The organism is Amorphus suaedae, from assembly GCF_053629675.1.
Map to the genome: position 1 here is coordinate 2,032,326 of NZ_JBRJIT010000001.1, position 24,816 is coordinate 2,057,141.

The following is a 24,816-nucleotide window of genomic DNA, read 5'->3' on the forward strand; positions in this document are numbered from 1 at the left end:
GAGATCGCAACCTTTGGTGCAATCCCGTGCCCGACCGCCCCCTAATCTTCCCCCAAGACATGCCGACGGAACGCCGCCACCGGTCCCATGGTCCCGCGCCATGGGCCGGTCACGGTGGCCTTCACGCGCCCTCCGGGGCCTTGTCCGGCGCGCCAGACCACCGGTTGCGTCCGCGCCGGAGGCCCATGTGCGCCGCACCCGACACGACAGACGAGCCACCGGACGACCAGACAAAGAAACAAGAAAAGCAGACGCGCCGACACACGCGACGACGTCGGACGATACAGGGGAGACGTTCCATGAAACGCTTGCTGCTTGCGACCGCGTTCGCGGTGGCGGTCACCGGAGCCGCGACGGCCCAGGAGCCGCAGAAGCCGAATATCCTGGTCATCTGGGGGGATGACATCGGCACCTGGAACATCAGCCACAACAACCGCGGCATGATGGGATACCAGACGCCCAACATCGACCGTATTGCCGATGAGGGTATCGCCTTCACCGACTACTACGCCCAGCAGAGCTGCACCGCCGGCCGCGCGGCGTTCATCGGCGGCAACGTGCCGGTGCGCACCGGCATGACCAAGGTCGGCCTGCCCGGCGCCGAACAGGGCTGGCAGAAGACCGACGTCACCATGGCGACCGTGCTGAAGGCGCAGGGCTACGCCACCGGCCAGTTCGGCAAGAACCACCAGGGCGACCGCGACGAACACCTGCCCACCATGCACGGCTTCGACGAGTTCCTCGGCAACCTCTACCACCTTAACGCCGAGGAAGAGCCGGAGAACCGCGACTATCCGGGCGACATGATGCTCGCCAACGGCAAGACCTTCCGCGAGCAGTTCGGACCGCGCGGCGTCATTCATTCCTGGGCCAACGGCGACGGCACCCAGCGCATCGAGGACACCGGCCCGCTCACCAGGAAGCGGATGGAGACCATCGACGACGAGACGGTGCAGGCCGCGAAGGACTTCATCATCAAGGCGACGGAGGCGGGAACGCCCTGGTTCGTCTGGTGGAACGGCACGCGGATGCATTTCCGCACCCATGTGCGCGAGGAGCACACCGGCATCTCGGGGCCGAGCGGCAACGAGTATCACGACGGGATGGTCGAGCATGACATGAACGTCGGCGAGCTGCTGGCGCTGATCGACGAACTCGACATCGCCGACAACACGCTGGTGATGTACTCCACCGACAACGGCCCCCACTACAACACCTGGCCCGATGCCGGCACCACACCCTTCCGCAGCGAGAAAAACTCCAACTGGGAGGGCGCCTACCGCGTGCCCGCCTTCGTACGCTGGCCGGGGCGTTTCCCCGAAGGGGTCACCCTCAACGGCATCGTCGCCCACGAGGACTGGCTGCCGACCTTCGCCACCATCGCCGGCGAGCCGAACATCAAGGAAGAGCTCCGCGAGGGCGTCGACCTCAACGGCCGGCACTACCGCAACTACATCGACGGCTACGACCTCACCGCCTACCTGGAGGGCGAGACCGACACCTCGCCGAGGCACGAGTTCTGGTACGTCAACGACGACGGCCAGATCGTCGCCGCCCGCTACGACGACTGGAAGGTCGTGTTCCTGGAGAACCGCGGCGAGGCGTTCGGCGTCTGGCAGGAGCCCTTCGTCGAGCTGCGCGTGCCGCAGATCTTCAACCTGCGCCGCGACCCGTTCGAACGCGCCCAGCACAACGCCAACGTCTACTACGACTGGCTGCTCGAGCGGGCCTTCATCATCGTGCCGATCCAGGCCCTGGCCGGCCAGTTCCTGAAGACCATGCAGGAGTATCCGCCAAGCCAGACGCCGGGCTCCTTCAACCTCAGCACCATCGAGGAGCAGATCAAGTCCGGCATGGGCAACTGAGGCAGGCCGACAGACAGGAGCCGCCGGGACCGCACCGGTTCCGGCGGCTCCGGGGATCATGCAGCGGAGCTGGACCATGCGCGCCGTTCGACTGGCAATCGTCGCTCTCTTCGTGCTGGCCGGCATGGTGCCGGGTCTGGCCGATCCGCTGCCGTCCTGGAACTCCGGCGCGGCGAAATCGGCGATCGTCGACTTCGTCGCGGCGACGACGACCCCGGGAAGCGAGCGCTACATCGATCCGTCGGAACGCATCGCCGTCTTCGACAACGACGGCACCCTGTGGGCCGAGCAGCCGTTCTACTTCCAGCTCGCCTTCGCCCTCGACAGGACGCGCGAGATGGCCGCCGCCGACCCGTCGATCAAGGAGCGCAGCCCGGCCATCAAGGCGGCCGCGGAGGGCGACATGGAAGGCGTCCTCGCCGGCGGGCACGAGGGCCTTCTGCAGATCATCGCCCTCACCCACGCCGGCATGACCACCGACGCGTTCAAGGACGAGGTCACGGCCTGGTTCGCTTCAGCCAGACATCCGAAGACCGGCCAGCCCTACGACACGATGGTCTACCAGCCGATGCTGGAGCTGCTCTCCTATCTGCGGGAGAACGGCTACCGGACCTACATCGTCTCGGGCGGAGGGATCGACTTCATCCGCGCCTTCGCCGAGACCACCTACGGCATTCCGCCCGAGCAGGTCGTCGGCTCCAGCATCAAGGCCGAGTTCGCGCTCTCCGATAATCGCGCCGACACCCGCAAGCTGCCGGAACTGTTCTTCTACGACGACAAGGCCGGCAAGCCCGTCGCCATCGACCACCACATCGGCCGGCGCCCGGTCATCGCCGGCGGCAACTCCGATGGCGACCTGCAGATGCTCCAGTTCGCAACGGGCGGCCCCCGCCAGGGCCTCGCCATCCTGGTCCATCACACCGATGCGGACCGCGAATGGGCCTACGACCGGGGTTCCAAGATCGGCGGCCTGGACCAGGCGCTCGACCAGGCCGGCGACCGCGGCTGGACCGTGGTCGACATGAAGACCGACTGGCGCACCGTCTTCCCGTGGGAGCTCCAGTAGGGCGTGGCGCGGTCCGCGCCCGACCGGGTTGCGGCCGCCGCCGCAACCGCGTCCGCACGACTCCCTGACGAGGCGGCCGGCCGATGCACGAGTTCAGGTGCCGCGCCCGTTCCTTCCCCCTCCCGTTGCCCGTACCACCGCCCTGCCGCCCGGCAGCCTGCGGAGCGCAGCCTCACGAAAATCCGTATCGGCTTCCGAACCGTAAAAAGGGGATCGACGGAGGTCATCCTCTGACCGAAGCTCGCACAGCACCTCCACGCTGCGGGCCATCACGTGCCGCGTGCCAACGAGGAAGATCGATGCCGGAGACGGCTGCCGCACGAAACGTCCTGTCGACCCGCGGATGGCTGTCGCGGCTTCCGGAGCCCGTCCGGACCGCCATCCTCGACCGCTGTGCGCTGCGGTCCTACGGACCGGGCGAGGCCGTCTATCACCTGGGCGACGAGACGGGCGGCATGTTCGGGCTGGTGTCCGGATCGCTGGCCGTGATGATCGCGCCGCGCGAGCACGGCCCCTACCTCGCCCACCTCGGCCGTCCGGGCTTCTGGTTCGGCGAGGGGATGGCGATCACCCGCGAGCCCCGCCGTGTCGGGGTGGTGGTCCGGCGGCCAACGTCCCTGATGGTGCTTCCCCTGTCAGCGATCGACGAACTCGCGGCCTCCGTCCCCGATTTCTGGCGCCACGTGGCCGTGAACGCGATCATGAACCTCGATATGGCGCTCAGGGCCTACGACGACATGCTGATCGCCAGCCCCGCCGTGCGCGTCGCCGCCATCCTGTGCCGGCTTGCCGGCAACGCGTTCGAACGCGCCGGCGAGACGCGCGGTCTGCGCATCGACGTCACCCAGACTGAGCTTTCGGAGCTGTCGGCGATGTCGCGCAACGCGGTCGGCCGGATCCTCTCCGAGCTGTCGGCGCGCGGTCTGGTCGACGTCGGCTACGGCCACCTGGTGATCCGTGACCTTGCTGCCCTGAAGAAGGCCGCCACCGCGCCCGGCTGACCGCGCGGGCTTCGGCTTCGGCGCCAAGCAGTCCGCTGAAGCAACCAGGGACTCAAAACCTCAAATTGCAATTCTCAGTGCATTTCAGGCCTCAAGATTGTCTATAGTCCCCGGATCGTTCTCGTCCTCGCCGGACCGGTGTCGGGAGCTTCGGGTCATGCCACGCTTCACGATCATGGCACTTCTTTCCTCGGCCGTGCTCGCCGCCCTCGCCCACCCCCATCAGGCGCGGGCCCAGGACGCCGACCTCGCCAAGCAGCTCTCCAATCCCATCGCGTCGCTGATCAGCGTGCCGTTCATCTACAACTACGACCGCGGCTTCGGGCCGGAGGACGGGTACCGCACCGGCGTCACCATCCAGCCGGTGATCCCGATTGCGCTGAGCGACGACTGGAACGTCATCTCCCGGACGATCACGCCGATCGTTTGGCAGGACGACATTGCCGGCAATTCCGGTCGCCAGTTCGGGCTCAGCGACACGGTCCAGAGCCTGTTCCTGTCGCCCAGGGCGACGGGTCCGGGCGGCCTCACCTGGGGCGTCGGCCCCGTGTTCCTGTTGCCGACCGCGACAGACCCGCTGCTGGGCTCGGAACGCTGGGGGGCCGGTCCGACCGGCGTCGCCCTGAAGCAGACGGGCCCCTGGACCTACGGGCTGCTCGCCAACCACATCTGGTCGTTTGCCGGCCACGACGACCGCAACCCGATCAATGCCACCTTCCTGCAGCCCTTCCTCTCCTACACGACCGCCGACGCCTGGACCTTCTCGCTGAACACCGAGACGACCTACGACTGGGAGACCGAGGACTGGTCGGTCCCCATCAACGCCGCCGTCAGCAAGCTGGTGACGATCCAGGGCCAGCCGATCAGCCTGCAGGCGGGGCTTCGCTACTGGGCGGCGAGCGGGCCCGCCGCCGCCGAGGGCTTCGGCGGCAAGGTCGGCATCACCTTCCTGTTCCCGAAGAAGAACTAGAGCGGTGCCGGCGGTCTGCGTGCCGGGCCGGCGAAAGACAACGGCTACGGGGCCATCGCCCGCGGTCGGCGCATCGCCCGGCGCAGGCGGTCGACCGCCCCGTCCCCGCCTGGCGGCTCAGAACGCGATCGACACGTTCAGGTGGCCCTCCCAGATGTCCAGGTTCGCCTGCCCGAAGCTCCGGTAGGCCGCACTCGTCTCCACCTGCAGCGCGTTGGAGAAAAGCATCCGGGCGCCGGCTTCCAGCGACCCCGCCCACGGCGACGAGGTCGCGAGCTGCAGGTCGCCCGTCAGGATTTCGCCGTCGCCCGGCCGCTCGTACTCGTAGTCGACGCCCAGCTCCGCGAACGGCATCAGGTAGGTGCCCCGGTCGAGGACGTACAGGCGGCTGACCTCGGCGGAGACGGTCGCCACGCCGTAATTGTACGCGTCGCTCGGCATGCCGACCCGCACCGCGCGACCACGCACGGTGCCGGCGAGATCGTAGGCATCGCTGTTCATGTAGGCGTAGGTGATGCCGACCTTCGGACGCAGGAAGAACCCGCGCAGCAGGTACTGGCCGTAGAGGTTGACCGTGCCCGTCACCTGCCGGGTCGTGTAGCTGCCGTCGAGCACGCTGAGGCGCAGGTCGCTTTCCACCTGACCGAAGCTCAGCGAGGCATCGGTGGCCCAGTGCTCCGAGAGCCGCAGCGCCGCGTAGGGGCCGATGGACACCCCCCGCGTGTTCACCTCCAGCGTCCCGTCGTAGCCGGTGGTGCGGCCCTGGTCGAAGGAGAGCGACACGCCGACGATCAGGTTTTCGCGCACCTTCCGGTCGATGCCGATGGCGGCGCTGCCGAACAGCGAATCCATGTCGAGCCCGAACCGGCGGTCGGAGACGCCGACCAGCTTGGCGTCGCTCCAGGCGTTCCAGAGGCTCGGCGGGGCGAGATCGCGGCCCGTCGTCAGCGGCGGCCCTTCCAGCAGCGCGGGCAGGCAGTCGCGCCGCCGCGCCTCGGTCTCCGCCGCATCCTCGTCGTCGCGCGGCACGTCGAAACAGGGATCCTCCGGCAGCGCCGCCCCCTCCTCGCCCCGCGCCACCGCGCCGGGCGCGACGCCGCCGGGCCGATCGGGAGCGGTCGGTACCGTCGGCGTCAGGCCCGTCGGCGGCTGCGTCGGCGTCGTCGGGCGCCCGCCGGTGGGCGGAACGGTGGGCGTGAGGCCGCCGACCGGCGGCCGGGTCGGCGTGACGCCCGTCGGAGGAACGGTCCCGATCGGCGGTGTCACTCCCGAAGGTGGCCGCAGCGCGCCGGGCCGCGTCGGCATCACCCCCGTTGGCGGCAGTGTCGCGATCGGTGTCACGGCCGTCCCCGGCGGCCGGGTCGGCATCACCCCGGCAGGCGGCCGCGTTCCGATCGGCGGCGTCACCCCCGATGGCGGCCGCAGCGCACCGGGCCGTGTCGGCATGACGCCCGTCGGCGGCAGTGTCGCGATCGGTGTCACGGCCGTCCCCGGCGGCCGGGTCGGCATGACGCCCGAGGGCGGCACCGTTCCGATCGGCGGCGTCACTCCCAACGGCGGCCGCAGCGCCCCGGGCCGCGTCGGCATCACCCCCGTCGGCGGCACCGTCCCGACCGGCGGGGTCACCCCCGATGGCGGCCGCAGCGCGCCGGGCCGGGTCGGCATCAGCCCGCCGATGGGCACGTTGCCGATCGGCGGCGTCGCGCCGCCCGGCAGCGAGGGAAGCTGGAAGTCCGGGAACAGGTTGCCGATCGGCGGCAGCACGATGCCGGGCAGCGTGATGTTGGGCGGCAGGGTGATCCCGCCCTTCTGGTTCTGGGTATCGATGAGGCACGGCTTGCCGTTGCCGGTGGCGTAGAGCTTGTGGGTCCCGCCGTTGCCGGACGACACCACCGGCGAGCGCGACACGTGCAGCCCGCTCCTGGTCAGCGACCACTGGTCGACGACCTGGCTCTGCTGGGCCGCCTCGAGCTCGAAGGACCCCGCCACCGTGCCCGACAGCCAGACCGATTCGGACGCGTCAGCGGCGTTCCCCAGATAGCGCAGCCCGCCGTCGGACTTGCAGTTCTGGGCCTCGGCCACGCCGGTGGCGGCGACCACGAGGAGGCCGGCGAGAGCGGCTCCGAGGCCATGGCGGCCCCGCGATGAACGGGAGGAAGACGTCGTCGGCGCGTTCCCCGGCCGGCCGGGCATGCCGGCCGCGCCGCAACCGGCCCGCTCCCCTTCGGCACGCCCCGGCAATCGCTGTCCCACCCGCCACCTCCGGTCGATTACCGAGCAGGTGACGAGCCTAGCAAAGGAATGACCTCAGATTGCAACCGATGGGGCAATCGCCGCGCGCAATCCACCGGCCGGGCGCGCGCTGGCGCGCCCGGGATTGACCGCCCCTACTGCGCGCCGGCGGCGTTGCCGAGGCGCGTGACGCTGGCGGTGACGGGGTTGCCCAGCGCCTTCAGCTCCAGGAGCGTGGAGTCCTTCACCGGCACCCGCACGGCGGTCGAGCCGTCGAGGGTGTAGACGGTGCCGTCGACGCGCATGCGGAACGGTCCGTCGGCGCTGACCAGCACCTCGCTCGCCCCGCCCGCGCCGGGCGTCGGAACGGTCGTCCATTCCCCCGGCACCGACACCTCGCTCGCCTCGCCGAGGCTGGAGACCTCGTGGTTGGGGCTGCGGAGCAGATCGGTGAGGCCGGCCTTGTCGATCCAGTAGACCGCGTAGGCGATGCCGCCGGCGATCACCAGCAGGAACAGCAGCAGGGCGATCCAGCCGCCGTTGCCGCGCCGCTTCTCGCGATGATCGTCCTGTGCGGAGCCGTAGTCGTCCCGGGCGCGGCGCCGGCCCCTGCGGCGCGGCTGCGGCTCGGCCTCCTCCAGCACGTCGTCGATGGAGGGTTCGTCCTCGCCGTCGGTGTCCCGGGCGTCCGACGCCAGCCAGGCGCTGCCCGCCGCCGCGGCCTCGCCGACCGGACGGCGCAGCTCCGGCTCGGCCCGCCGGCGGCGCGACGGGGCGCGCGGCATCGCCGGCTCCCGCGGCCCCTCGACGCCGTCGTCGTCACGGTCCTGCTCGACGGTCGCCTCGTCGTCGGCCGGCGGCACGGCGGCGCCGCGATCGAGACGTCCGGCGCGGCGGGGTTCGGCGGTGAGCGGCGGGCGCGGACGTCCGCCCGACACGGTCGGCTCGACCCGCCCGGCGCGGCGGCCGCGATCGGGCTCGGCCGCGCGTCCGGCGCCCGGCACCGCGCCGAGCACGGAGCGGTCCTCGGCGGGCCGCGGCCCGGCGGTCTCCTCGTACGGCTCCTCAAGCTCATCGTCCGCGTCGTCGCGATCCGCGTCCGCCCCAGTCTCCAGCGTCGGGCCGGCCGGCTCGTCGTCGATCGGCGGCGGCGCCGGCCGGACCGGCTCGGCCATCGGCGGCTCGGGCGGGACGAAGGCCGGGTCGGGCGCGACGTCGCGCGGCGCCTCGGCGGGATGCATGTCTGCAGGATGCGGATGGATCTCGTCCGCCTCGGCCACGTCGCGTTCGTCGCGACGGGGCGCCTCGGCTGGCTCGCTCCAGGCGGCCTCCGGCGGCAGGGTCTCGGGCGCATCGCCGTCGGCGCGCGGCGGCGGCGGCTCCGTCCCGTCGAGCGCGACGGCCGATCGGAAGGCGCCGCAATAGGGGCAGCTCAGAACGGGGCGAACCAGCGGCTCTCCGCAGGCGCTGCAACGAAATCGCGCTGTGGTCAAAGAAGTCTCTCCCGTCGAGCGCACCGGACCGGCCTGGTTCGGAACACCGTTTTCGCCGTGGTGCCGGCGGTCTCCGCCGGCACGGGTGTGATCAGCATCCACTTCTGGATGCGATGTTCAACGCCTCTCGCGCCGAACATCTACGCCAAAACTGGGAGAAGGTGTGGCGGCGGCCGATCGACCGCCCCGATTTCCGAAGAATCACCCGATGCTTCGGGCCCCGGACAGCAACGGCGCTGGCGCGGCGGCGTTCCATCGCCGACCTGCCCCATCGTCCGCCCGCGGGCGATCCGGCCGCCTTGCACGGCCGGCAGGGCGGCTCAGGGCCGCAGGACCTCGCGCAGCTTCGCCGGCTCCGGAAGGCCCTTCATCTCGAGTTCCGGCGCGTCGCCGGCGGTGTAGATGCGCAGCGTGCCGACGTCGAGCATGCGGTCGAGCAGCGACTGGTCGATCTTCACGGTGCGGATCGACGACAGCTCGATCTCGGTGTGCTCCTTCGACAGCAGCCCGCGGTCCAGCGCGATCCGCTCGTCGCCGACGGTGACCGTGGTGGCGCGGTTGAACAGCCACCAGACGATCAGCGCGATCACCCCGACGACCGCCGGGATCAGGATCACGCACAGGATGAACAGGAACGGATGGCTCTTGAACATCGACGGATGGGCTTGGTAGCGGATGGGCATCGGGGAAATCCTGACCTGCGGAAAGACGGCGCGAAGCGGGTGCGCGCTGCCGGAGCGACGTCGCCCACGCGACCATCGGCGCCGGCCTGCACGGCCCGCGAGGCCACCCTACCCAAATCGCGACGGTTTCGCGCCGACGAAATCAGTGGAGGTGCGAGAGCGCGTCCACCGACCGCCATTCCCAGCCGCCGATCAGCTGCCGGTAGCCGATGTCGACCGAATGCAGCGCGCCGTCGAGCTCGCGGCGCCAGAACTCCAGAAAGCGCTTGAGCTCGGGAAAGGCGGGCGCGAGATCGTAGTCCTGCCACAGATAGGTCTGCAGCAGCGCCGGGTGATCCGGCATCCGGTAGAGGATCTTCGCGGTGGTCAGCCCGTAGCCGTCCATCTGGCGGTCGAAAGCGGAATCGATCATCGGTCCCCTCGGTGTTGCAAGCGCCTGTGAAATGGTGCATTGCAACCCCGCCGAAGGCAAGACGGCTTTCCATTTTTATGTTTGATTTCAGATAGTTGGCAGCACGCCCCCGCGATTGCTGCCAATCTCGCGTCCGCATGGATGGCCGGCGGCGCGGCGGGGCTGTTAGCACTTTCCGCTGGCGAGTGCCAAGAAAGTGTGTCAGGTACCTTGCTACCGGTGATGGGCCCTCCCATCTCAGCACCACACGGCCCGCCTGCCGAAGACGGATGCGGCCCGTGCGGGGGACTTTCAGTCACCGAAATCAGAAATCTGGTTCATCAGGAGGAACACATCATGCAGTTCCGGCCGCTACACGACCGCGTCGTCGTCCGCCGTATCGAATCCGAAACCAAGACCGCCGGCGGCATCATCATTCCGGATACCGCCCAGGAAAAGCCGCAGCAGGGCGAAGTCATCGCCGTCGGCCCGGGCGCCCGCAACGAAGCCGGCGAACTCGTCACGCCGGACGTCAAGGCCGGCGACCGCGTCCTCTTCGGCAAATGGTCCGGCACCGAAGTGAAGATCGACGGTGAAGATCTCCTCATCATGAAGGAGAGCGACATCATGGGTGTCCTGGAAGGGACCGCCGCCGCCAAGGCCGCCGCGTAATCCGCACGGCTCTTGCCGTCAACGCAGTCTCTCAAGGGAGAACATCACTATGGCTGCCAAAGAAGTTAAGTTTTCGACCGCCGCTCGCGACAAGATGCTCAAGGGCGTCGACACGCTGGCCAACGCGGTCAAGGTGACCCTCGGCCCGAAGGGTCGCAACGTCGTCATCGAAAAGTCCTACGGCGCCCCGCGCATCACCAAGGACGGCGTCACCGTCGCCAAGGAGATCGAGCTGGAAGACCGCTTCGAGAACATGGGCGCCCAGATGGTGCGCGAAGTGGCCTCGAAGACCAACGACATGGCCGGTGACGGCACGACCACGGCGACCGTTCTCGCCCAGGCGATCGTCAAGGAAGGTGCCAAGGCGGTGACCGCCGGCATGAACCCGATGGACCTGAAGCGCGGCATCGACCTCGCCGTCCAGGCGGTTCTGGCCGAGCTCGCCGCGAAGGCCAAGGAGATCTCCTCCAACGAAGAGATCGCCCAGGTCGGCACCATCTCCGCGAACGGCGACACCGAAGTGGGTCGCTACCTCGCCGAGGCGATGCAGAAGGTCGGCAACGAGGGTGTCATCACCGTCGAGGAAGCCAAGTCGCTCGAGTCCGAACTCGAAGTCGTCGAAGGCATGCAGTTCGACCGCGGCTACATCTCGCCGTACTTCGTGACCGATGCGGAGAAGATGCGCGTCGAGCTCGACGATCCGTACATCCTCATCCACGAGAAGAAGCTCTCCAACCTGCAGGCGCTTCTGCCGGTGCTCGAAGCCGTGGTCCAGTCGGGCCGTCCGCTTCTGATCATCGCCGAGGACGTCGAGGGCGAGGCGCTGGCCACCCTGGTGGTCAACAAGCTGCGCGGCGGCCTGAAGGTCGCGGCCGTGAAGGCGCCGGGCTTCGGCGATCGCCGCAAGGCGATGCTGCAGGACATCGCCGTCCTGACCGCCGGCACCGTGGTGTCCGAGGACGTGGGCATCAAGCTCGAGAACGTCACGGTCGACATGCTTGGCACCGCCAAGAAGGTCTCCATCACGAAGGACGAGACCGTCGTGGTCGACGGTGCGGGCGAGAAGTCCGACATCGAAGCCCGCGTGTCGCAGATCAAGGCGCAGATCGAGGAGACCACCTCGGACTACGACCGTGAGAAGCTGCAGGAGCGTCTGGCCAAGCTCGCCGGTGGCGTTGCCGTCATCCGCGTCGGCGGCATGACCGAAGTCGAGGTGAAGGAGAAGAAGGACCGCGTCGACGACGCCATGCACGCCACCCGTGCGGCCGTCGAAGAAGGCGTGGTTCCGGGCGGCGGTGTCGCTCTCCTGCGCTGCATGAAGGTGCTCGACGGCCTCAACTCCGCGAACGCCGATCAGAAGGCCGGTATCGCCATGGTTCGCCGGGCGATCCAGGCTCCGGCCCGCCAGATCGCGATCAACGCGGGCGAAGAGGGTTCGGTCATCGTCGGCAAGATCCTCGAGAACGATACGTTCGGCTTCGGCTGGAACGCCCAGACCGGCGAATACGGCGACATGTTTAAGATGGGCATCATCGACCCGACGAAGGTCGTGCGCGCCGCCCTTCAGGACGCCGCCTCGATCGCCGGCCTGCTGATCACCACCGAAGCGATGGTCGCCGAGAAGCCCAAGAAGGATGGCGGCGCTCCCGCCATGCCGGGCGGCATGGGCGACATGGACTACTAAGGTCCAAGTCGGCTCGGGCGGTTCGCCGCCCGAGCCTCCTGGACACGATCGAAGGCGCGGGAGCGATCCCGCGCCTTTTTTCGTGTCGCGCCCCCGGGGGCCCGAGCCCTCAGACGTCGTGGGACATCGCGTAGACGCGCAGCCGGTGGCCGTCGGGGTCCACCGCGACGAAGCTGCGGCCGAAACCGAGGCTGGTGGGCGGCAGCGTGATCGTCGCCCCGCGCGCCTTCCAGGTCTCGTAGGTGGCATCGACCTCCTCCGGGCTCGCCGCCTTGAAGCCGAGTTCGCCGCCGCCCGCCCCGCCGTCCGGCGCGGGCTGGACGACGTTCGGATCCCAGAGGCCGAGCTCGGTGCCGGAGGCGAGCTTGAAGAGGGCGAACGGCGGGCTGACGAGCGCGGGCTCCAGGCCCAGCAGGTCGGCGTAGAAGCGGGCGCTCGCTTCGGGGCTGGACACGTAGAGAAGAACGGTATGGGCGGTCATGGTCGGCTCCGTTGCCGTGTTGCGATGGAACCGACCCTAGACGCACCTGCTGTCAGTTTTTGTCAGCAGCCTCATCCGCCTGCCGGCGCGCCCGCGCCGCCTCCCATTCCCGCGCCAGCACCTGCCGCCGCCGCGGATAGCGCTCGGGCAGCATCTCCGCCGAGCGAATCCGGTCGGTGCGGAAGTGCCGGAAGTCCTGGCGCAGCTCGCACCAGGCGGCGAGCACCCGCACCTGATCGAAGTAGGCGAGCGCGAACGGCCAGACGGTCCGCCGCGACGCCGCCCCGGAGGCATCGCCGTAGTCGATCGCGAGCTTGCGCTCGGCGCGGATCGCCGCGCGCAGCAGCGCCGGATCGAGCGCGTCCGGCGGGATCTCCCGGCCGGGACCGATGACGAGGGTGGAGGCATCGAGTTCGTCGCGGAGGTCCTTCGGGAGCACCGCCGCGATGCGAGACAGCGCCTCCGTGGCCGCCCCCTTCAGCCGGTCGTCGCCCCGCTCCGCCACCCAGCGCGAGCCAACGATCAGCGCTTCCAGCTCCTCGATGGAGAACATCAGCGGCGGCATCAGGAAGCCGGGCTTCAGCACGTAGCCGAGCCCCGGCTCCCCCTCGATGGCGGCGCCCATGGCCTGCAGGGTGGCGATGTCGCGGTAGACCGTCCTCAGGCTCACGCCCACCGCGTCGGCGAGCACCTGCCCGCTCACCGGGCGCCGGCGGGTGCGCAGCAGGTCCAGAAGGTCGAAGAGACGTTGGGAGCGCGACATGGTCCCAGCATCGCACGATGCTGCTGCCAGATCATGTCAGGATGTTCGACGAGCCCAACTCTCGAGCGCGTCCCTGCCCGTCGTCGCCGCTAGCCGCGCGACACCGACGCGGCCACCCGGCGCAGGGCATCGAGATCGCCGCCGCTGATCACCCGGTGGTTGGCTTCGATCACCTCGGCCGGCCAGTCCCACCAGCGGATTTCCTGGAGCGCCTCGATCGTCGCCTCGTCGAAGCGCCGCCGCACCGGCCGGGCCGGATTGCCGCCGACGACCGTGTAGGGCGCAACGTCGCGGGTGATCACCGAACGCGCCGCGCAGATCACGCCGTCGCCGATGGTCACGCCCGGCATCACCAGGCAATCGATGCCCATCCACACGTCGTTGCCGATCACCGTGTCGCCCTTGCGGCCGGGGATGTCGAACAGCGCCAGGATGTCGTCGCGGGTCATCCCCGGCGTCAGCATGAAGGTCGGGAAGGGATAGGTGGAAAAGCCGCTGGCGTCGTGGTTGGCGGAGCTGGTGATGAAGCGGACCCCGTGGGCGAACTGGCAGAACTTGCCGATCACCAGCTTTTCCGGGCTGAGCGGAAACAGGTACGGCGCCAGGAAGGCGGCGTAGTCCGGCAGCACCTGGAAATTGTGGTAGTAGGAGAAATCCCCGACCTCGATCCGCGGATGGTCGATCACCTGCGACAGGTGGACCGTCTGCTCGACCACCATCCCGTCGGGCATCGTCATCGGGTGTTTCTTGGCGGGGTCGAGAAGCGGCACGGCGAATTCCTTGCTCTGGGCGGTCGAGGCCTCCGGCGGCCCCGGGACAGCCAAAAGCACGGGACGCGCCGGCTGCGCAAGTCACCGGCCTCGCGCATGCGCCGGGAAGGCGCTGCACCGACGGCGCCCATCCCCGATCCTCCTGCGAAAGAACGCCGCATTGCGTTGGCGCGCCACCTCGCCCATTCAGGGATTGCCTCGAATTATACATGCCGACCCGTCGGGAATTCCGGCCGACATCTTTATGATAACAATTCTAAACTATCTCGGATTTGCCCGGAAAGAGTAGACCGCCGTGATCACCCGCAGAAATCTCCTGAAGACCAGCGGACTTCTTTCCCTCACCGGTGCGGGCCTGGGCGTGGCCGGCACCTGGCGTTCGGTCCGAGCGGCCATGCCGATGGAGCTGAAGGCTCACGAGACGACCGCCGTCCTCGACGGGACCTCCACGACGAAGGGCGTGATGACCTGGAACGACGGGCCCGAGCCGCCGGTGATCCGGGTGCGCCAGGGCGATCCGTTCGCGGCCCGTCTCGTCAACGGGCTCAGCGAGCCGACGACCATCCACTGGCACGGCATGCGCATCGCCAACGCCATGGACGGGGTCCCCTTCCTGACCCAGCCCTACGTCTACCAGGACCAGACCTTCGACTATGCCTTCGCGCCGCCCGACGCGGGCACCTTCTGGTACCACCCCCACTGCAACACGCTGACCCAGATGGGGCACGGGCTGGCCGGGCTGTTCATCGTCGAGAACCCCGACGATCCACCCTTCGACCACGAGGTCGCCCTCAACCTTCGCGACTGGCGGCTCGACGGCAAGGGCCAGTTCATCGCCCAGTTCAAGCCGCGCACCGCCGCCCGCTCGGGCACCTTCGGAACCGTGAATACGGCGAACTGGAAGGTCGCGCCGCAGTACGACGTGCCGGCCGGCGGCCTCACGCGGGTCCGCATCGCCATCACCGACGTCACCCGCATCTACCGATTCGAGCTGGAGGGGGCCTCCGCGATGGTCGTTGCCGTCGACGGCAACCCGGTGGCCGAGCCGTTCGCCTTCGACAGCCTCACCTTCGGCCCCGGCCAGCGCCTCGACCTCGCCGTGCTGATGCCGGCGGAGGAAGGCGCGACGGCGCGGCTGATGAACTACCAGACCAGCAGCCCGTACGTGGTCGCCAGCTTCCGGGCGACCGGCCGACCGCTGGGCCGTGCGCTGGGCGACGTCACCGCCCTCCCCGCCAACCCGATCGGCGTCGCCGACCTCGGCAGCGCCACGGTGCTGCCGCTGGAGCTGTCCGCCACCGCCGAGGGCGCCCCGGTGACCGAAAGCTTCTGCGGATCGCTCGGCTACAATTTCTGGGCCATCAACAAGGTGCCGTGGTCAGGCGACACGCCCGATCCCCACGAGCCGCTCTACGAGCTGAAGCTCGGCCAGTCCTACGTCCTGGAAATGGCCAACCGGACGCCCCATTCGCATCCGATCCACCTGCACGGCATGACCTTCAAGGTCCTGCAGTCGACCAAGGGACCCGTCCTGCCGCTCTACACCGACACCTACCTCATCCGGCCGGACGAGAAGGTGCAGTTGGCGCTCAAGGCGGACAATCTCGGGGACTGGGTGTTCCACTGCCACATCATCGAGCACCAGAAGACCGGCATGACCGGCTTCTTCCGCGTCACCTGAGGCGCTGCGCGCGGCTGTTGTCTGCGCGCGCGCAAAAAAGCGCAGAAACGCGCAAGAACGCGCAGGTCCCGCGCGCTACCGCCGCCGCAGCACGAAGCGCGAGAGCGCGTTCTTGCGGCGCGCGAAGGCGAGCTTGGAATTGCGCAGGTAGTGCTCGAAGAAGTCGTACTTTTCCTGGTCCCAGGTGGCGACGATCTCGTCCTTCTTCGCCCGCAGGTTCTTGATCCACTGGTCGAGCGTCAGGATGTAGTCCTCGCGCCGGTTCTCCAGATATTCCAGCCGGAACAGCGGGTGGCTGGCGGTCACCACCTCGTCGATGAACGGGATGTCGGACTGCGGGAACACGGTCTCCGGGATCCAGGTCTTGGCCTCCTCGAAGGTCGGCGTGTCCCAGACGATGGTCTGCAGCGACAGCAGCGCGTTGGGCATCAGGTTCTTGTGGCAGATCTCGAAAAACGCCCGGTAAGCCTCGATCTTCTCCGCCTTGTCCATCGACGGCCGGGCGAAATGCTCGAAGGCACCGACGGAGACGATGCCGTCGAACGGCCCGTCCAGCTCCGCCTCGTAGACGTCGGCGAGCCGGACCTCGACACCCTTCAGGTTGCGCCCCTCGATATGGTCGCGCTGGTCCCTGGAGAGCGTCAGCCCCACTGCGCCGCGCGCCTCGTACTCGGTCACCGCGGCGGCGAGCACCGCGCCCCAACCGCAGCCGACGTCAAGGATGCGCGCGCCCGGCGTGAGCTGCAGGGCATCGAGATGGAAGCGGATCTTCGCCCATTGGGCGTCGTAGAGATTGTCGAGGACCGGCGCGGCCCGGTTGGGCACGTGAAAGCGCGCCGCGCTGTAGGACAGCGTCTTATCCAGGAACAGCGAGAAGAACCGCGTCTCGTTGTCGTAGTGGTACTGGATCGCCTCGGCCGCGGACAGCGTTCCCGCGGTTTCCCGGTCGACGGGCCGGAATGCCTCTCGCTGGTTCATCCTCGCCCCCTCCATCCGGCGCGAGCCCGATGTCCGGCAACGCGCTCTTACATCACAGCGGGCCCACCAGCCCCGCAATCCGAAGGCGAGTATTGCGTCACATGCGCGCGGGTTCAAGCATCACCGCGCCCACGAAAAAGCCCGCGCCGAGAGGGCGCGGGCCTTGTCTGCAGTCTGCAAACGGAGGGACTTCCGGGTCGACCGGCCGGTCAAACGCCGGAGAGATCGCCGTCGCGGTGGATGCTGGTTACATCCCCATCGCCTTGGCGACGCGGTCGGAGACCGTGTCGAGGAAGCCGGTGGTCGACTGCCAGGCCTGGTCGGCGCCGACCAGCAGCGCGAGGTCCTTGGTCATGTGACCGTCCTCGATCGCGCCGATCGTTTCCTTCTCCAGCGTCTCTGCGAAGGTCTTCAGGTCGTCGTTGTTGTCGAGCTTCGCCCGGTGGGCGAGGCCGCGCGACCAGGCGAAGATCGACGCGGTGGAGTTGGTGGAGGTCTCCTCGCCGCGCTCGTGCTGGCGGAAGTGGCGCGTGACGGTACCGTGGGCGGCCTCGGCCTCGACGGTCTGTCCGTCCGGGGTCATCAGCACCGAGGTCATCAGGCCGAGCGAGCCGAAGCCCTGGGCCACGATGTCCGACTGCACGTCGCCGTCGTAGTTCTTGCAGGCCCACACGTAGCCGCCCGACCACTTCAGCGCCGCGGCGACCATGTCGTCGATCAGGCGGTGCTCGTAGGTCAGGCCCGCCTTGTCGAACTGCGCCTTGAACTCGCTGTCGAAGATCTCCTGGAAGATGTCCTTGAAGCGGCCGTCGTAGGCCTTCAGGATCGTGTTCTTCGTGGAGAGATAGACCGGGACGTTGCGCATCAGGCCGTAGTTCAGCGAGGCCCGGGCGAAGTCCTTGATGGACTCGTCGAGATTGTACATGGCCATCGCCACGCCGGCGCCCGGCGAGTCGAACACGTCATGCTCGATGGTCTGGCCGTCTTCGCCGACGAACGTGATGGACAGCTTGCCCTTGCCCGGGAAGCGGAAGTCGGTGGCGCGGTACTGGTCGCCGTAGGCGTGACGGCCGACGATGATCGGCTTCGTCCAGCCCGGCACCAGGCGCGGCACGTTGCGACAGATGATCGGCTCGCGGAAGATCACGCCGCCGAGGATGTTGCGGATGGTGCCGTTCGGCGACCGCCACATCTTCTTCAGGCCGAATTCCTCGACGCGCGCCTCGTCCGGGGTGATGGTCGCGCACTTCACGCCGACGCCGCAGGCCTTGATCGCGTTTGCCGCATCGATCGTGATCTGATCGTCGGTCTCGTCCCGCTTCTGAACGCTGAGGTCGTAGTACTGAAGGTCGATGTCGAGATAGGGATGGATCAGCTTCTTCTTGATGTAGTCCCAGATGATCCGGGTCATCTCATCGCCGTCGAGCTCGACGACCGGGTTATCGACTTTGATCTTTGCCATGTGGGAACGGACCTCGGTGCTAGCCTGAACGAACCGGAGCCGGCGGGAGGACCCCGGCGGCCGGTCGCACGCGAAAAAATTCTGGGTGCGGCCGTTCTTCTAGGTCATGACACCCGAAAAGTGAAGAATGGGCATCGCATTCCGCCCCCGGCCGGCCAACAAAATCCGGCAGACCCGATCCCGATGCGCGCGCCCGGGCCGCGCCGGGACGCTGCGATCGCACCTTCCCATCCGCACCACGCCGCGTCCGGCGCGCCTGTTGCACTTTCACCGCGTTTTCAGTAGAGATTTTGCCAGCGGTCCGACCGGACCGTTCATTCGGGTGATCAAACCGGGAAACTCAGCGTGCCCGTCGAGCAGACGAAAAAGCTCCGGATCGCACTGACAACGGACGCCGCAAGCGCCCGCACCCTTCTTCTCGGCCGGATTCTCCTCCTTAGCTGCCCCTGAGTGCTGGCAGCCCGTTCGGGCAGGCTCTCAGGGGAGGATTGACGAGGCGAGCCCAGGACACCCTCGGCCCCGGCGCATCTTCATCATCAGCCTGCGCGGGCCGACCTTGAGAGAGATACAGCCATGACCACCCAGACCCCGACGGTCGACGCTCCGGCCGAGATCAAGATCTTCGATACCACGCTGCGCGACGGCGAGCAGTCGCCCGGCGCGTCGATGACGCTGGAAGAGAAGGTACAGGTCGCCGAGGTGCTCGACGCGATGGGCGTCGACATCATCGAGGCCGGCTTCCCGATCGCCTCCACGGGCGACTTCGAGGCGGTGCAGACCATCGCCCGGCGCACCGAGAACTCCGTCGTCGCCGGCCTCGCCCGCGCCGTCATCGCCGACATCGACCGTGCCGGCGAAGCGGTGCGCGACGCCCGCCGCGGCCGCATCCACACCTTCGTGTCGACCTCGCCGATCCACCTCGCCCACCAGATGAACAAGAACCAGGAAGAGGTTCTCGACATCATCACGGCGACGGTCGGCCGGGCGCGGAACCTGATCGACGACGTCGAGTGGTCGGCGATGGACGCGACCCGCACCCCGCTCGACTATCTGTGCCGCTGCGTCGAGGCGGCCATCAAGGCCGGCGCCACCACCATCAACCTGCCCGACACGGTCGGCTACGCGACCCCGGACGAGTACCGGTCGATGTTCGCGACGATGATCGAGAAGGTGCCGGGCGCCGACGCGGTGACGTTCTCGGTCCACTGCCACGACGACCTGGGCATGGCGGTGGCCAACTCGCTCGCCGGCGTTGCCGGCGGCGCGCGCCAGATCGAGTGCACCATCAACGGCCTCGGCGAGCGGGCAGGCAACGCCGCGCTGGAAGAGGTGGTGATGGCGATCCGCACCCGCGGCGACGTGCTGCCCTACCGCACCAACATCGACCCGTCCTACATGATGCGGGCCTCCAAGCTGGTCTCGACGGTCTCCGGCTTCCCGGTCCAGTACAACAAGGCGATCGTCGGCAAGAACGCGTTTGCCCACGAGTCCGGCATTCACCAGGACGGCATGCTGAAGCATGCCGAGACCTACGAGATCATGAAGCCGGAGGACGTCGGCGTGAAGTCGACTTCGCTGGTGATGGGCAAGCATTCCGGCCGCCACGCCTTCCGCGAAAAGCTGAAGGAACTGGGCTTCGAGCTGGGCCAGAACGCCTTCGAGGATGCCTTCAAGCGCTTCAAGGATCTCGCCGACCAGAAGAAGCACGTCTACGACGAGGACATCGAGGCTCTGGTCGAGGATCAGATGGCGATTGCCGGCGAGACCATGCGGGTGATCTCGCTGACCGTCATCGCAGGCACCGGCGCGCCGCAGAAGGCGATCGTCACCATGGAGATCGACGGCCGGCACGTGACCCAGGAGGCCCAGGGCTCCGGTCCGGTCGACGCAACCTTCAACGCGATCAAGCAGATCGTGCCGCACGAGGCGCGCCTGTCGCTCTATCAGGTGCACGCCGTGACCGAGGGCACCGACGCCCAGGCCGAGGTCTCGGTGCGGCTGGAGGACGGCGGCCGGATCGCCTCGGGCCGCGGCGCCGACGTGGACACCATGGTCGCCTCCGCGAAGGCCTATGTGGCCGCGCTCAACAAGATCGCCATCAAGCGCATCCACGCCCAGGGCGTCCGCGAGGCCTCTTAACTCCCTCGCCCGGCGACGAAACCGAAGGCCCGCGATCGCAGGATCGCGGGCTTTTTTCGTGCTTAGCGGCTGCGCGTTCTGCGCGCGCGCAGCGCGAGCGGCAGGCTGCGCGAAAATGCGCGAATCTGCGCGATCTTGCGCGTTTCTGCGCGCGCGCACGCGCCTCAGCTCTCGGCGGGCCCGCCCTTCGCCAGCACCGCGAAGATGTCCGGGCGCCGACGCGCGATGACCCTGAGGTCGTCCTCCGGCAGGATCAGGAGGCGGGCGGTGACGGTGGCGACCACCGGGCCATCGGTCCCGAGGTCCGTCAGCACAATCGGGCCGCCGAACATATCCCCCTCGCGGAAGATCACCGGCTCGGGCGGTTCGTCACTCGCTGCCCCGTCGGCGGGGACATCCCCGGCCGCTTCGGCCTCGTCGTCTTGCCGGTCCGGGGGCATCGGCTCACCCTCCAGGGTGCCGAACACCAGGATGTGCAGATCGGCGGGGGCCTCGTGCAGGTGCACCACGATGTCGCCGGCGTGGTAGGTGCGGGCGACGAGGCGCGGCATGATGCGGACGATGGTGGCCGCGTCGAGGCTGGCGAAGGCCGGCACCCGGCCGATCATGCCCCAGGTGATGGTGAAGTCGCGGCGGCGGATCACCTCGGCGAACGAGGACGACAGGATGGCGGTGGGCAGCGCAATGAAGGCGAAGCCGACCACCATGGTGGCGACCGCGATGAACCGGCCGAGCGGGGTGACCGGCACCGCGTCGCCGTAGCCGACCGTGGTGATCGTCACCACCGCCCACCAGAGCGACTTGACGATGCTGCCGAAGATCTCCGGCTGGGCCGACCGCTCGGCGTGGGTGATGCTGGTGGCGGAGATCAGGACGACGGCCACCAGGATGACCGTGCAGGCGAGCAGTGCCCGACGCTCCGCGAACACCGCCTCTCCGAGCGCCGCCATGCCGCTGGAATAGCGGAACAGCTTGAGCAGCCGGACGACCCTGAGGAACAAGAACGACGACAGGTCGATGGCGACGAACGGCGCCACCGCGAGCGGCAGGATGACCATGGCGTCGATGAGGGCGGCAGGCGTCAGCGCGTAGCGCAGGCGCGCCTTCCAGTGCGGCAGCCCGTGATAGCGGGGATGCTCGACCGCCGACCAGATCCGCGCCGCGTACTCGATGGCGAACAGCACCAGCGTGACCAGCTCGATGGCGATGAACAGGGGCTCGTTGCCGCCCCGGATCTCGGGGCTGGTGGCGGCAAGGCCGATGACGACGTTGAAGATGACGAGCGCGATCAGCGCGTAGCGGAGCGCCAGCGCCCACGGGTCGGGCGATCCGTCGCTCTCCAGCAGGAAATAGGCCTTGCGCCGGGCCCTCTCGCGCCAGCCGAGCGGAACCGGACGCGCCACGGCGACGGGCGCGCGCCTGCGACCGTTCCCCGGTCCACGCCCGGCGGTGCGGCCGTCCGATGCCATTCAGCCCCTCCCCGCCTCGCGTGCCCGCACTACCTGACCCGGAGCCTTCCCCGATCGGCCGGCATCACCGGATCGATGAGAATGGGCCCCGGACCGAAGACCTTGCGCCGTTCCGTCGCCTCCGGATCGAGGCGACCCGGACGGCAAATGCCCTAGCCGACGGCCGCGACGGCCGCCTCGACCGCGGCGATGGCGGCGTCGGCGTCGGCCGCGTTGGGACCGCCCGCCTGGGCGAGGTCGGGACGGCCGCCGCCGCCCTTGCCGCCGAGCGCCTCGGATCCGGCGCGCACCAGATCGACGGCGTTGAACCGGCCCGTCAGGTCGCTGGTCACGCCGACCACGATGCCGGCCTTGCCGTCGTCGGCGCGGCCGATGACCGCCACGACGCCGGATTCGATCTTCCGCTTGGCGTCGTCGACCAGGCTCTTCAGGTCTTTGCCGCCGATCCCGTCGACGATGCGGCCCATGAACCGGGTGGAGCCGACCGTCTTCACCTCGTCGCCGCCGCCGGCGACCGCCGGCCCGGCGAGCGCGAGCTTCTTGCGGACGTCGGCGAGTTCGCGCTCCAGCCGGCGCTTGTCCTCCATGAGGGCGGCGGCGCGCTCGACCACGTCGGCGACAGACACCTTCAGCGCTCCGGCGACCTCGCGCAGGCGCTTGTCCTGGCCGTCGAGATAGCGGCGCGCGTGATCGGCGGTGAACGCCTCGATGCGGCGGACGCCGGCCGACACCGCGCTTTCGGAGGCGACCGTGACCAGGCCGATCTCGCCGGTGCGGCCGACATGGGTGCCGCCGCACAGCTCCATCGAATAGACCGTGTTGCGGCCGTTGGCACCGGGCTCATGGCCCATGGACACGACGCGCACCTCGTCGGAGTACTTCTCGCCGAAGAGCGCCATCGCGCCGGCCTCGACGGCATCCTCCAGCGCCATCAGGCGGGTGGAGACGCGGTCGTTCTGCAGCACGATGCGGTTGGCGATGTCCTCGATCCTGGCGACGTCCTCCGCCGAAATCGGCTTGTTGTGGGAGAAGTCGAAGCGCAGCCGGTCGGGCGCGACGAGCGAACCCTTCTGGGCGACATGGGTGCCGAGCACCTGCCGCAGCGCCGCGTGGATGAGATGGGTGGCGGAATGGTTGGCGCGGATGGCCGTCCGGCGCTCGGACTCGATCGCCAGATCGACCGCCAGGTCGCGGACCAGGACGCCTTCCTCGACGGTGCCGAGGTGCACGAAGACGCCGTCGGCCTTCTTCTGGGTGTCGGTGACGCGGAAGCGCACGCCCTGGGCGGAGATGGTGCCGGTGTCGCCGACCTGGCCACCCGATTCGCCGTAGAACGGCGTCTGGTTCAGCACCACCGCGCCGCTCATGCCGGTCTCGAGCCGGTCGACCTCCTTGCCGTCGGCGACGAGCGCGGTGACGATCGCCTCGGCGACGTCGGTCTCGTAGCCGAGGAAGTCGGTCGCCCCGACGCGGTCCTTCACGGCGAACCAGACGGTCTCCACGGCGGCGTCGCCGGAGCCGGACCAGGCCTTGCGGGCCTCGGCGCGCTGGCGCTCCATCGCCGCCTCGAAGCCGGAGACATCTACGGTGAGCCCGCGACCGCGCAGCGCGTCCTGGGTGAGGTCGAGCGGGAAGCCGTAGGTGTCGTAGAGCTTGAAGGCGGTCTCGCCGTCGAGGGTCGCGCCCTGGCCGAGCGGCTCGGTCGCCTCGTCGAGCAGCGCCAGGCCGCGCTCCAGCGTGCGGCGGAAGCGGTCCTCCTCGAGCTCCAGCGTCTCGGCGATCATGTCCTCGGCCCGGCCGAGCTCGGGATAGGCACGGCCCATTTCCCGGACCAGCGTCGGCACCAGCTTGAAGATCACCGGATCGCGCGCGCCGAGAAGCTGGGCGTGGCGCATGGCACGCCGCATGATCCGGCGCAGCACGTAGCCGCGGCCCTCGTTCGACGGCATCACGCCGTCGGCGATGAGGAAACTCGTCGCGCGGAGATGGTCGGCGATGACCTTGTGGCTGACCGCCTGGGAGCCTTCCGCCGGCACCCCGATCAGGTCCTCCGAGGCGGCGATGAGCGCCCGGAACAGGTCGATGTCGTAGTTGTCGTGGACGCCCTGCAGCACCGCCGCGACCCGCTCCAGCCCCATGCCGGTGTCGATCGAGGGCTTCGGCAGCGACAGCCGCTCGCCGCCCGGCTGCTGGTCGAACTGCATGAACACGAGATTCCAGATCTCGATGAAGCGGTCGCCGTCTTCGTCCGGCGACCCGGGAGGACCGCCGGGGACATCCGGACCGTGGTCGAAGAAGATCTCCGAGCACGGACCGCACGGGCCGGTGTCACCCATCTGCCAGAAGTTGTCGGAGGTCGGTATCCGGATGATCCGATCCTCCGGCAGCCCGGCGATCTTCTTCCAGAGGTCGTAGGCCTCGTCGTCCTCGGAATAGACGGTGGCGATGAGCCGGTCGGCCGGCAGCCCGAACTCCCTGGTGACCAGGTTCCAGGCGAGCTCGATCGCCCGGTCCTTGAAATAGTCGCCGAACGAGAAGTTGCCCATCATCTCGAAGAAGGTGTGATGGCGGGCGGTGTAGCCGACGTTGTCGAGGTCGTTGTGCTTGCCGCCGGCGCGAACGCACTTCTGGGCCGTCACCGCGCGCGGGATCGCCCGGTGCTCGTGGCCGGTGAAGACGTTCTTGAACTGCACCATCCCGGCGTTGGTGAACATCAGGGTGGGGTCATTGCGCGGGACGAGCGAGCTCGACGAGACGATCTCGTGTCCCTCGCGCGCAAAGTACTCCAGGAAGTGGGACCGGATTTCGTTGACGCCGCTCATGAAACTGCCCGTTGGTGCCGGCGGCTCCCGCCGGATCTCCGTTTTGCCGGATTTATAGACGTGCACCCGGTCCTGTCCACAGCGCGTCTTCGATCGCGGTGAACACGCCGCCTGCGTTGCGCGGGGTTCGATGCCGCGCGGGCCCAGCCCTGCCGCCCTCCGGGTCGCGGAACGAGCGTATCAGAGCCGGAAGC

At 68.7% G+C, this 24,816-nt stretch carries 19 protein-coding genes; 8 read left to right on the top strand and 11 right to left on the bottom strand.

Features of this window, described 5'->3' with window-relative positions:
• Positions 1-299: 299 nt before the first annotated feature.
• The 4 genes from AB7M35_RS09160 to AB7M35_RS09175 all read left to right on the top strand — a co-directional run bounded on the left by AB7M35_RS09160 (position 300) and on the right by AB7M35_RS09175 (position 4,902).
• Entirely contained in the window at positions 300-1,865 is a 1,566-nt protein-coding gene (locus AB7M35_RS09160; RefSeq protein ID WP_453959059.1) for an arylsulfatase, read from the top strand.
• Between the two features lie 76 nt (positions 1,866-1,941).
• Complete coding sequence (locus AB7M35_RS09165) at positions 1,942-2,931, top strand: HAD family hydrolase (RefSeq protein ID WP_453959061.1); 990 nt, start codon at positions 1,942-1,944, stop codon at positions 2,929-2,931.
• Positions 2,932-3,230: 299 nt separating this feature from the next.
• Positions 3,231-3,932 (top strand): Crp/Fnr family transcriptional regulator, encoded by a 702-nt coding sequence (locus tag AB7M35_RS09170; protein ID WP_453959063.1) that lies wholly within the window; start codon positions 3,231-3,233, stop codon positions 3,930-3,932.
• Between the two features lie 157 nt (positions 3,933-4,089).
• Positions 4,090-4,902 carry a transporter gene (locus AB7M35_RS09175; RefSeq protein ID WP_453959064.1) on the top strand — a complete coding sequence of 271 codons (813 nt, stop codon included), beginning with the start codon at positions 4,090-4,092 and terminating at the stop codon, positions 4,900-4,902.
• A 117-nt stretch (positions 4,903-5,019) separates the two neighbouring features.
• Here the strand turns inward: AB7M35_RS09175 and AB7M35_RS09180 are convergent, their stop codons facing one another.
• The 4 genes from AB7M35_RS09180 to AB7M35_RS09195 all read right to left on the bottom strand — a co-directional run bounded on the left by AB7M35_RS09180 (position 5,020) and on the right by AB7M35_RS09195 (position 9,722).
• Positions 5,020-7,002, bottom strand: a complete 1,983-nt coding sequence (locus tag AB7M35_RS09180; RefSeq protein WP_453959066.1) for an autotransporter domain-containing protein — start codon at positions 7,000-7,002, stop codon at positions 5,020-5,022.
• A 287-nt stretch (positions 7,003-7,289) separates the two neighbouring features.
• A complete protein-coding gene (locus AB7M35_RS09185) occupies positions 7,290-8,627 on the bottom strand; it encodes a hypothetical protein (RefSeq protein ID WP_453959067.1) in 1,338 nt (445 codons plus the stop codon).
• A gap of 320 nt (positions 8,628-8,947) precedes the next feature.
• Positions 8,948-9,310 carry a PH domain-containing protein gene (locus AB7M35_RS09190; RefSeq protein WP_453959069.1) on the bottom strand — a complete coding sequence of 121 codons (363 nt, stop codon included), beginning with the start codon at positions 9,308-9,310 and terminating at the stop codon, positions 8,948-8,950.
• Positions 9,311-9,452: 142 nt separating this feature from the next.
• Entirely contained in the window at positions 9,453-9,722 is a 270-nt protein-coding gene (locus AB7M35_RS09195; RefSeq protein WP_453959070.1) for an usg protein, read from the bottom strand.
• 336 nt (positions 9,723-10,058) lie between these two features.
• On the opposite strand from AB7M35_RS09195, the gene groES reads away from it, so the two are divergent.
• Positions 10,059-10,373, top strand: coding sequence for a co-chaperone GroES (gene groES, locus AB7M35_RS09200; RefSeq protein ID WP_453960681.1), 315 nt, complete (start codon positions 10,059-10,061; stop codon positions 10,371-10,373).
• A 49-nt stretch (positions 10,374-10,422) separates the two neighbouring features.
• The gene (gene groL, locus AB7M35_RS09205) at positions 10,423-12,057 is read left to right on the top strand and encodes a chaperonin GroEL (protein ID WP_453959071.1); all 1,635 of its coding nucleotides are present in this window, start codon (positions 10,423-10,425) and stop codon (positions 12,055-12,057) included.
• 109 nt (positions 12,058-12,166) lie between these two features.
• On the opposite strand, the gene AB7M35_RS09210 is transcribed toward groL, so the two are convergent.
• From AB7M35_RS09210 to AB7M35_RS09220, 3 genes are all read right to left on the bottom strand, one after another.
• Positions 12,167-12,538 carry a VOC family protein gene (locus AB7M35_RS09210; protein ID WP_453959073.1) on the bottom strand — a complete coding sequence of 124 codons (372 nt, stop codon included), beginning with the start codon at positions 12,536-12,538 and terminating at the stop codon, positions 12,167-12,169.
• A 52-nt stretch (positions 12,539-12,590) separates the two neighbouring features.
• Complete coding sequence (locus AB7M35_RS09215) at positions 12,591-13,301, bottom strand: helix-turn-helix transcriptional regulator (protein ID WP_453959075.1); 711 nt, start codon at positions 13,299-13,301, stop codon at positions 12,591-12,593.
• 89 nt (positions 13,302-13,390) lie between these two features.
• Positions 13,391-14,131: a CatB-related O-acetyltransferase gene (locus AB7M35_RS09220; RefSeq protein ID WP_453959077.1), complete on the bottom strand. Its 741-nt coding sequence runs from the start codon at positions 14,129-14,131 to the stop codon at positions 13,391-13,393.
• Positions 14,132-14,366: 235 nt separating this feature from the next.
• Here AB7M35_RS09220 and AB7M35_RS09225 point away from each other — a divergent pair, with 235 nt between their 5' ends.
• Positions 14,367-15,752, top strand: coding sequence for a multicopper oxidase family protein (locus tag AB7M35_RS09225; protein ID WP_453959079.1), 1,386 nt, complete (start codon positions 14,367-14,369; stop codon positions 15,750-15,752).
• Positions 15,753-15,827: 75 nt separating this feature from the next.
• Here the strand turns inward: AB7M35_RS09225 and AB7M35_RS09230 are convergent, their stop codons facing one another.
• Together AB7M35_RS09230 and AB7M35_RS09235 are read right to left on the bottom strand one after the other, a co-directional pair.
• Positions 15,828-16,730 (bottom strand): class I SAM-dependent methyltransferase, encoded by a 903-nt coding sequence (locus AB7M35_RS09230; RefSeq protein ID WP_453959080.1) that lies wholly within the window; start codon positions 16,728-16,730, stop codon positions 15,828-15,830.
• A gap of 247 nt (positions 16,731-16,977) precedes the next feature.
• Positions 16,978-18,192, bottom strand: a complete 1,215-nt coding sequence (locus tag AB7M35_RS09235) for an NADP-dependent isocitrate dehydrogenase (RefSeq protein WP_453959081.1) — start codon at positions 18,190-18,192, stop codon at positions 16,978-16,980.
• A gap of 573 nt (positions 18,193-18,765) precedes the next feature.
• Between AB7M35_RS09235 and AB7M35_RS09240 the strand changes: the two genes are divergently transcribed.
• The gene (locus AB7M35_RS09240; protein WP_453959083.1) at positions 18,766-20,331 is read left to right on the top strand and encodes a 2-isopropylmalate synthase; all 1,566 of its coding nucleotides are present in this window, start codon (positions 18,766-18,768) and stop codon (positions 20,329-20,331) included.
• A 164-nt stretch (positions 20,332-20,495) separates the two neighbouring features.
• Here the strand turns inward: AB7M35_RS09240 and AB7M35_RS09245 are convergent, their stop codons facing one another.
• Both AB7M35_RS09245 and alaS read right to left on the bottom strand, forming a co-directional pair.
• The gene (locus AB7M35_RS09245) at positions 20,496-21,800 is read right to left on the bottom strand and encodes a cyclic nucleotide-gated ion channel (protein WP_453959084.1); all 1,305 of its coding nucleotides are present in this window, start codon (positions 21,798-21,800) and stop codon (positions 20,496-20,498) included.
• A 152-nt stretch (positions 21,801-21,952) separates the two neighbouring features.
• Positions 21,953-24,622 carry an alanine--tRNA ligase gene (gene alaS, locus AB7M35_RS09250; protein ID WP_453959085.1) on the bottom strand — a complete coding sequence of 890 codons (2,670 nt, stop codon included), beginning with the start codon at positions 24,620-24,622 and terminating at the stop codon, positions 21,953-21,955.
• Positions 24,623-24,816: the final 194 nt, after the last annotated feature.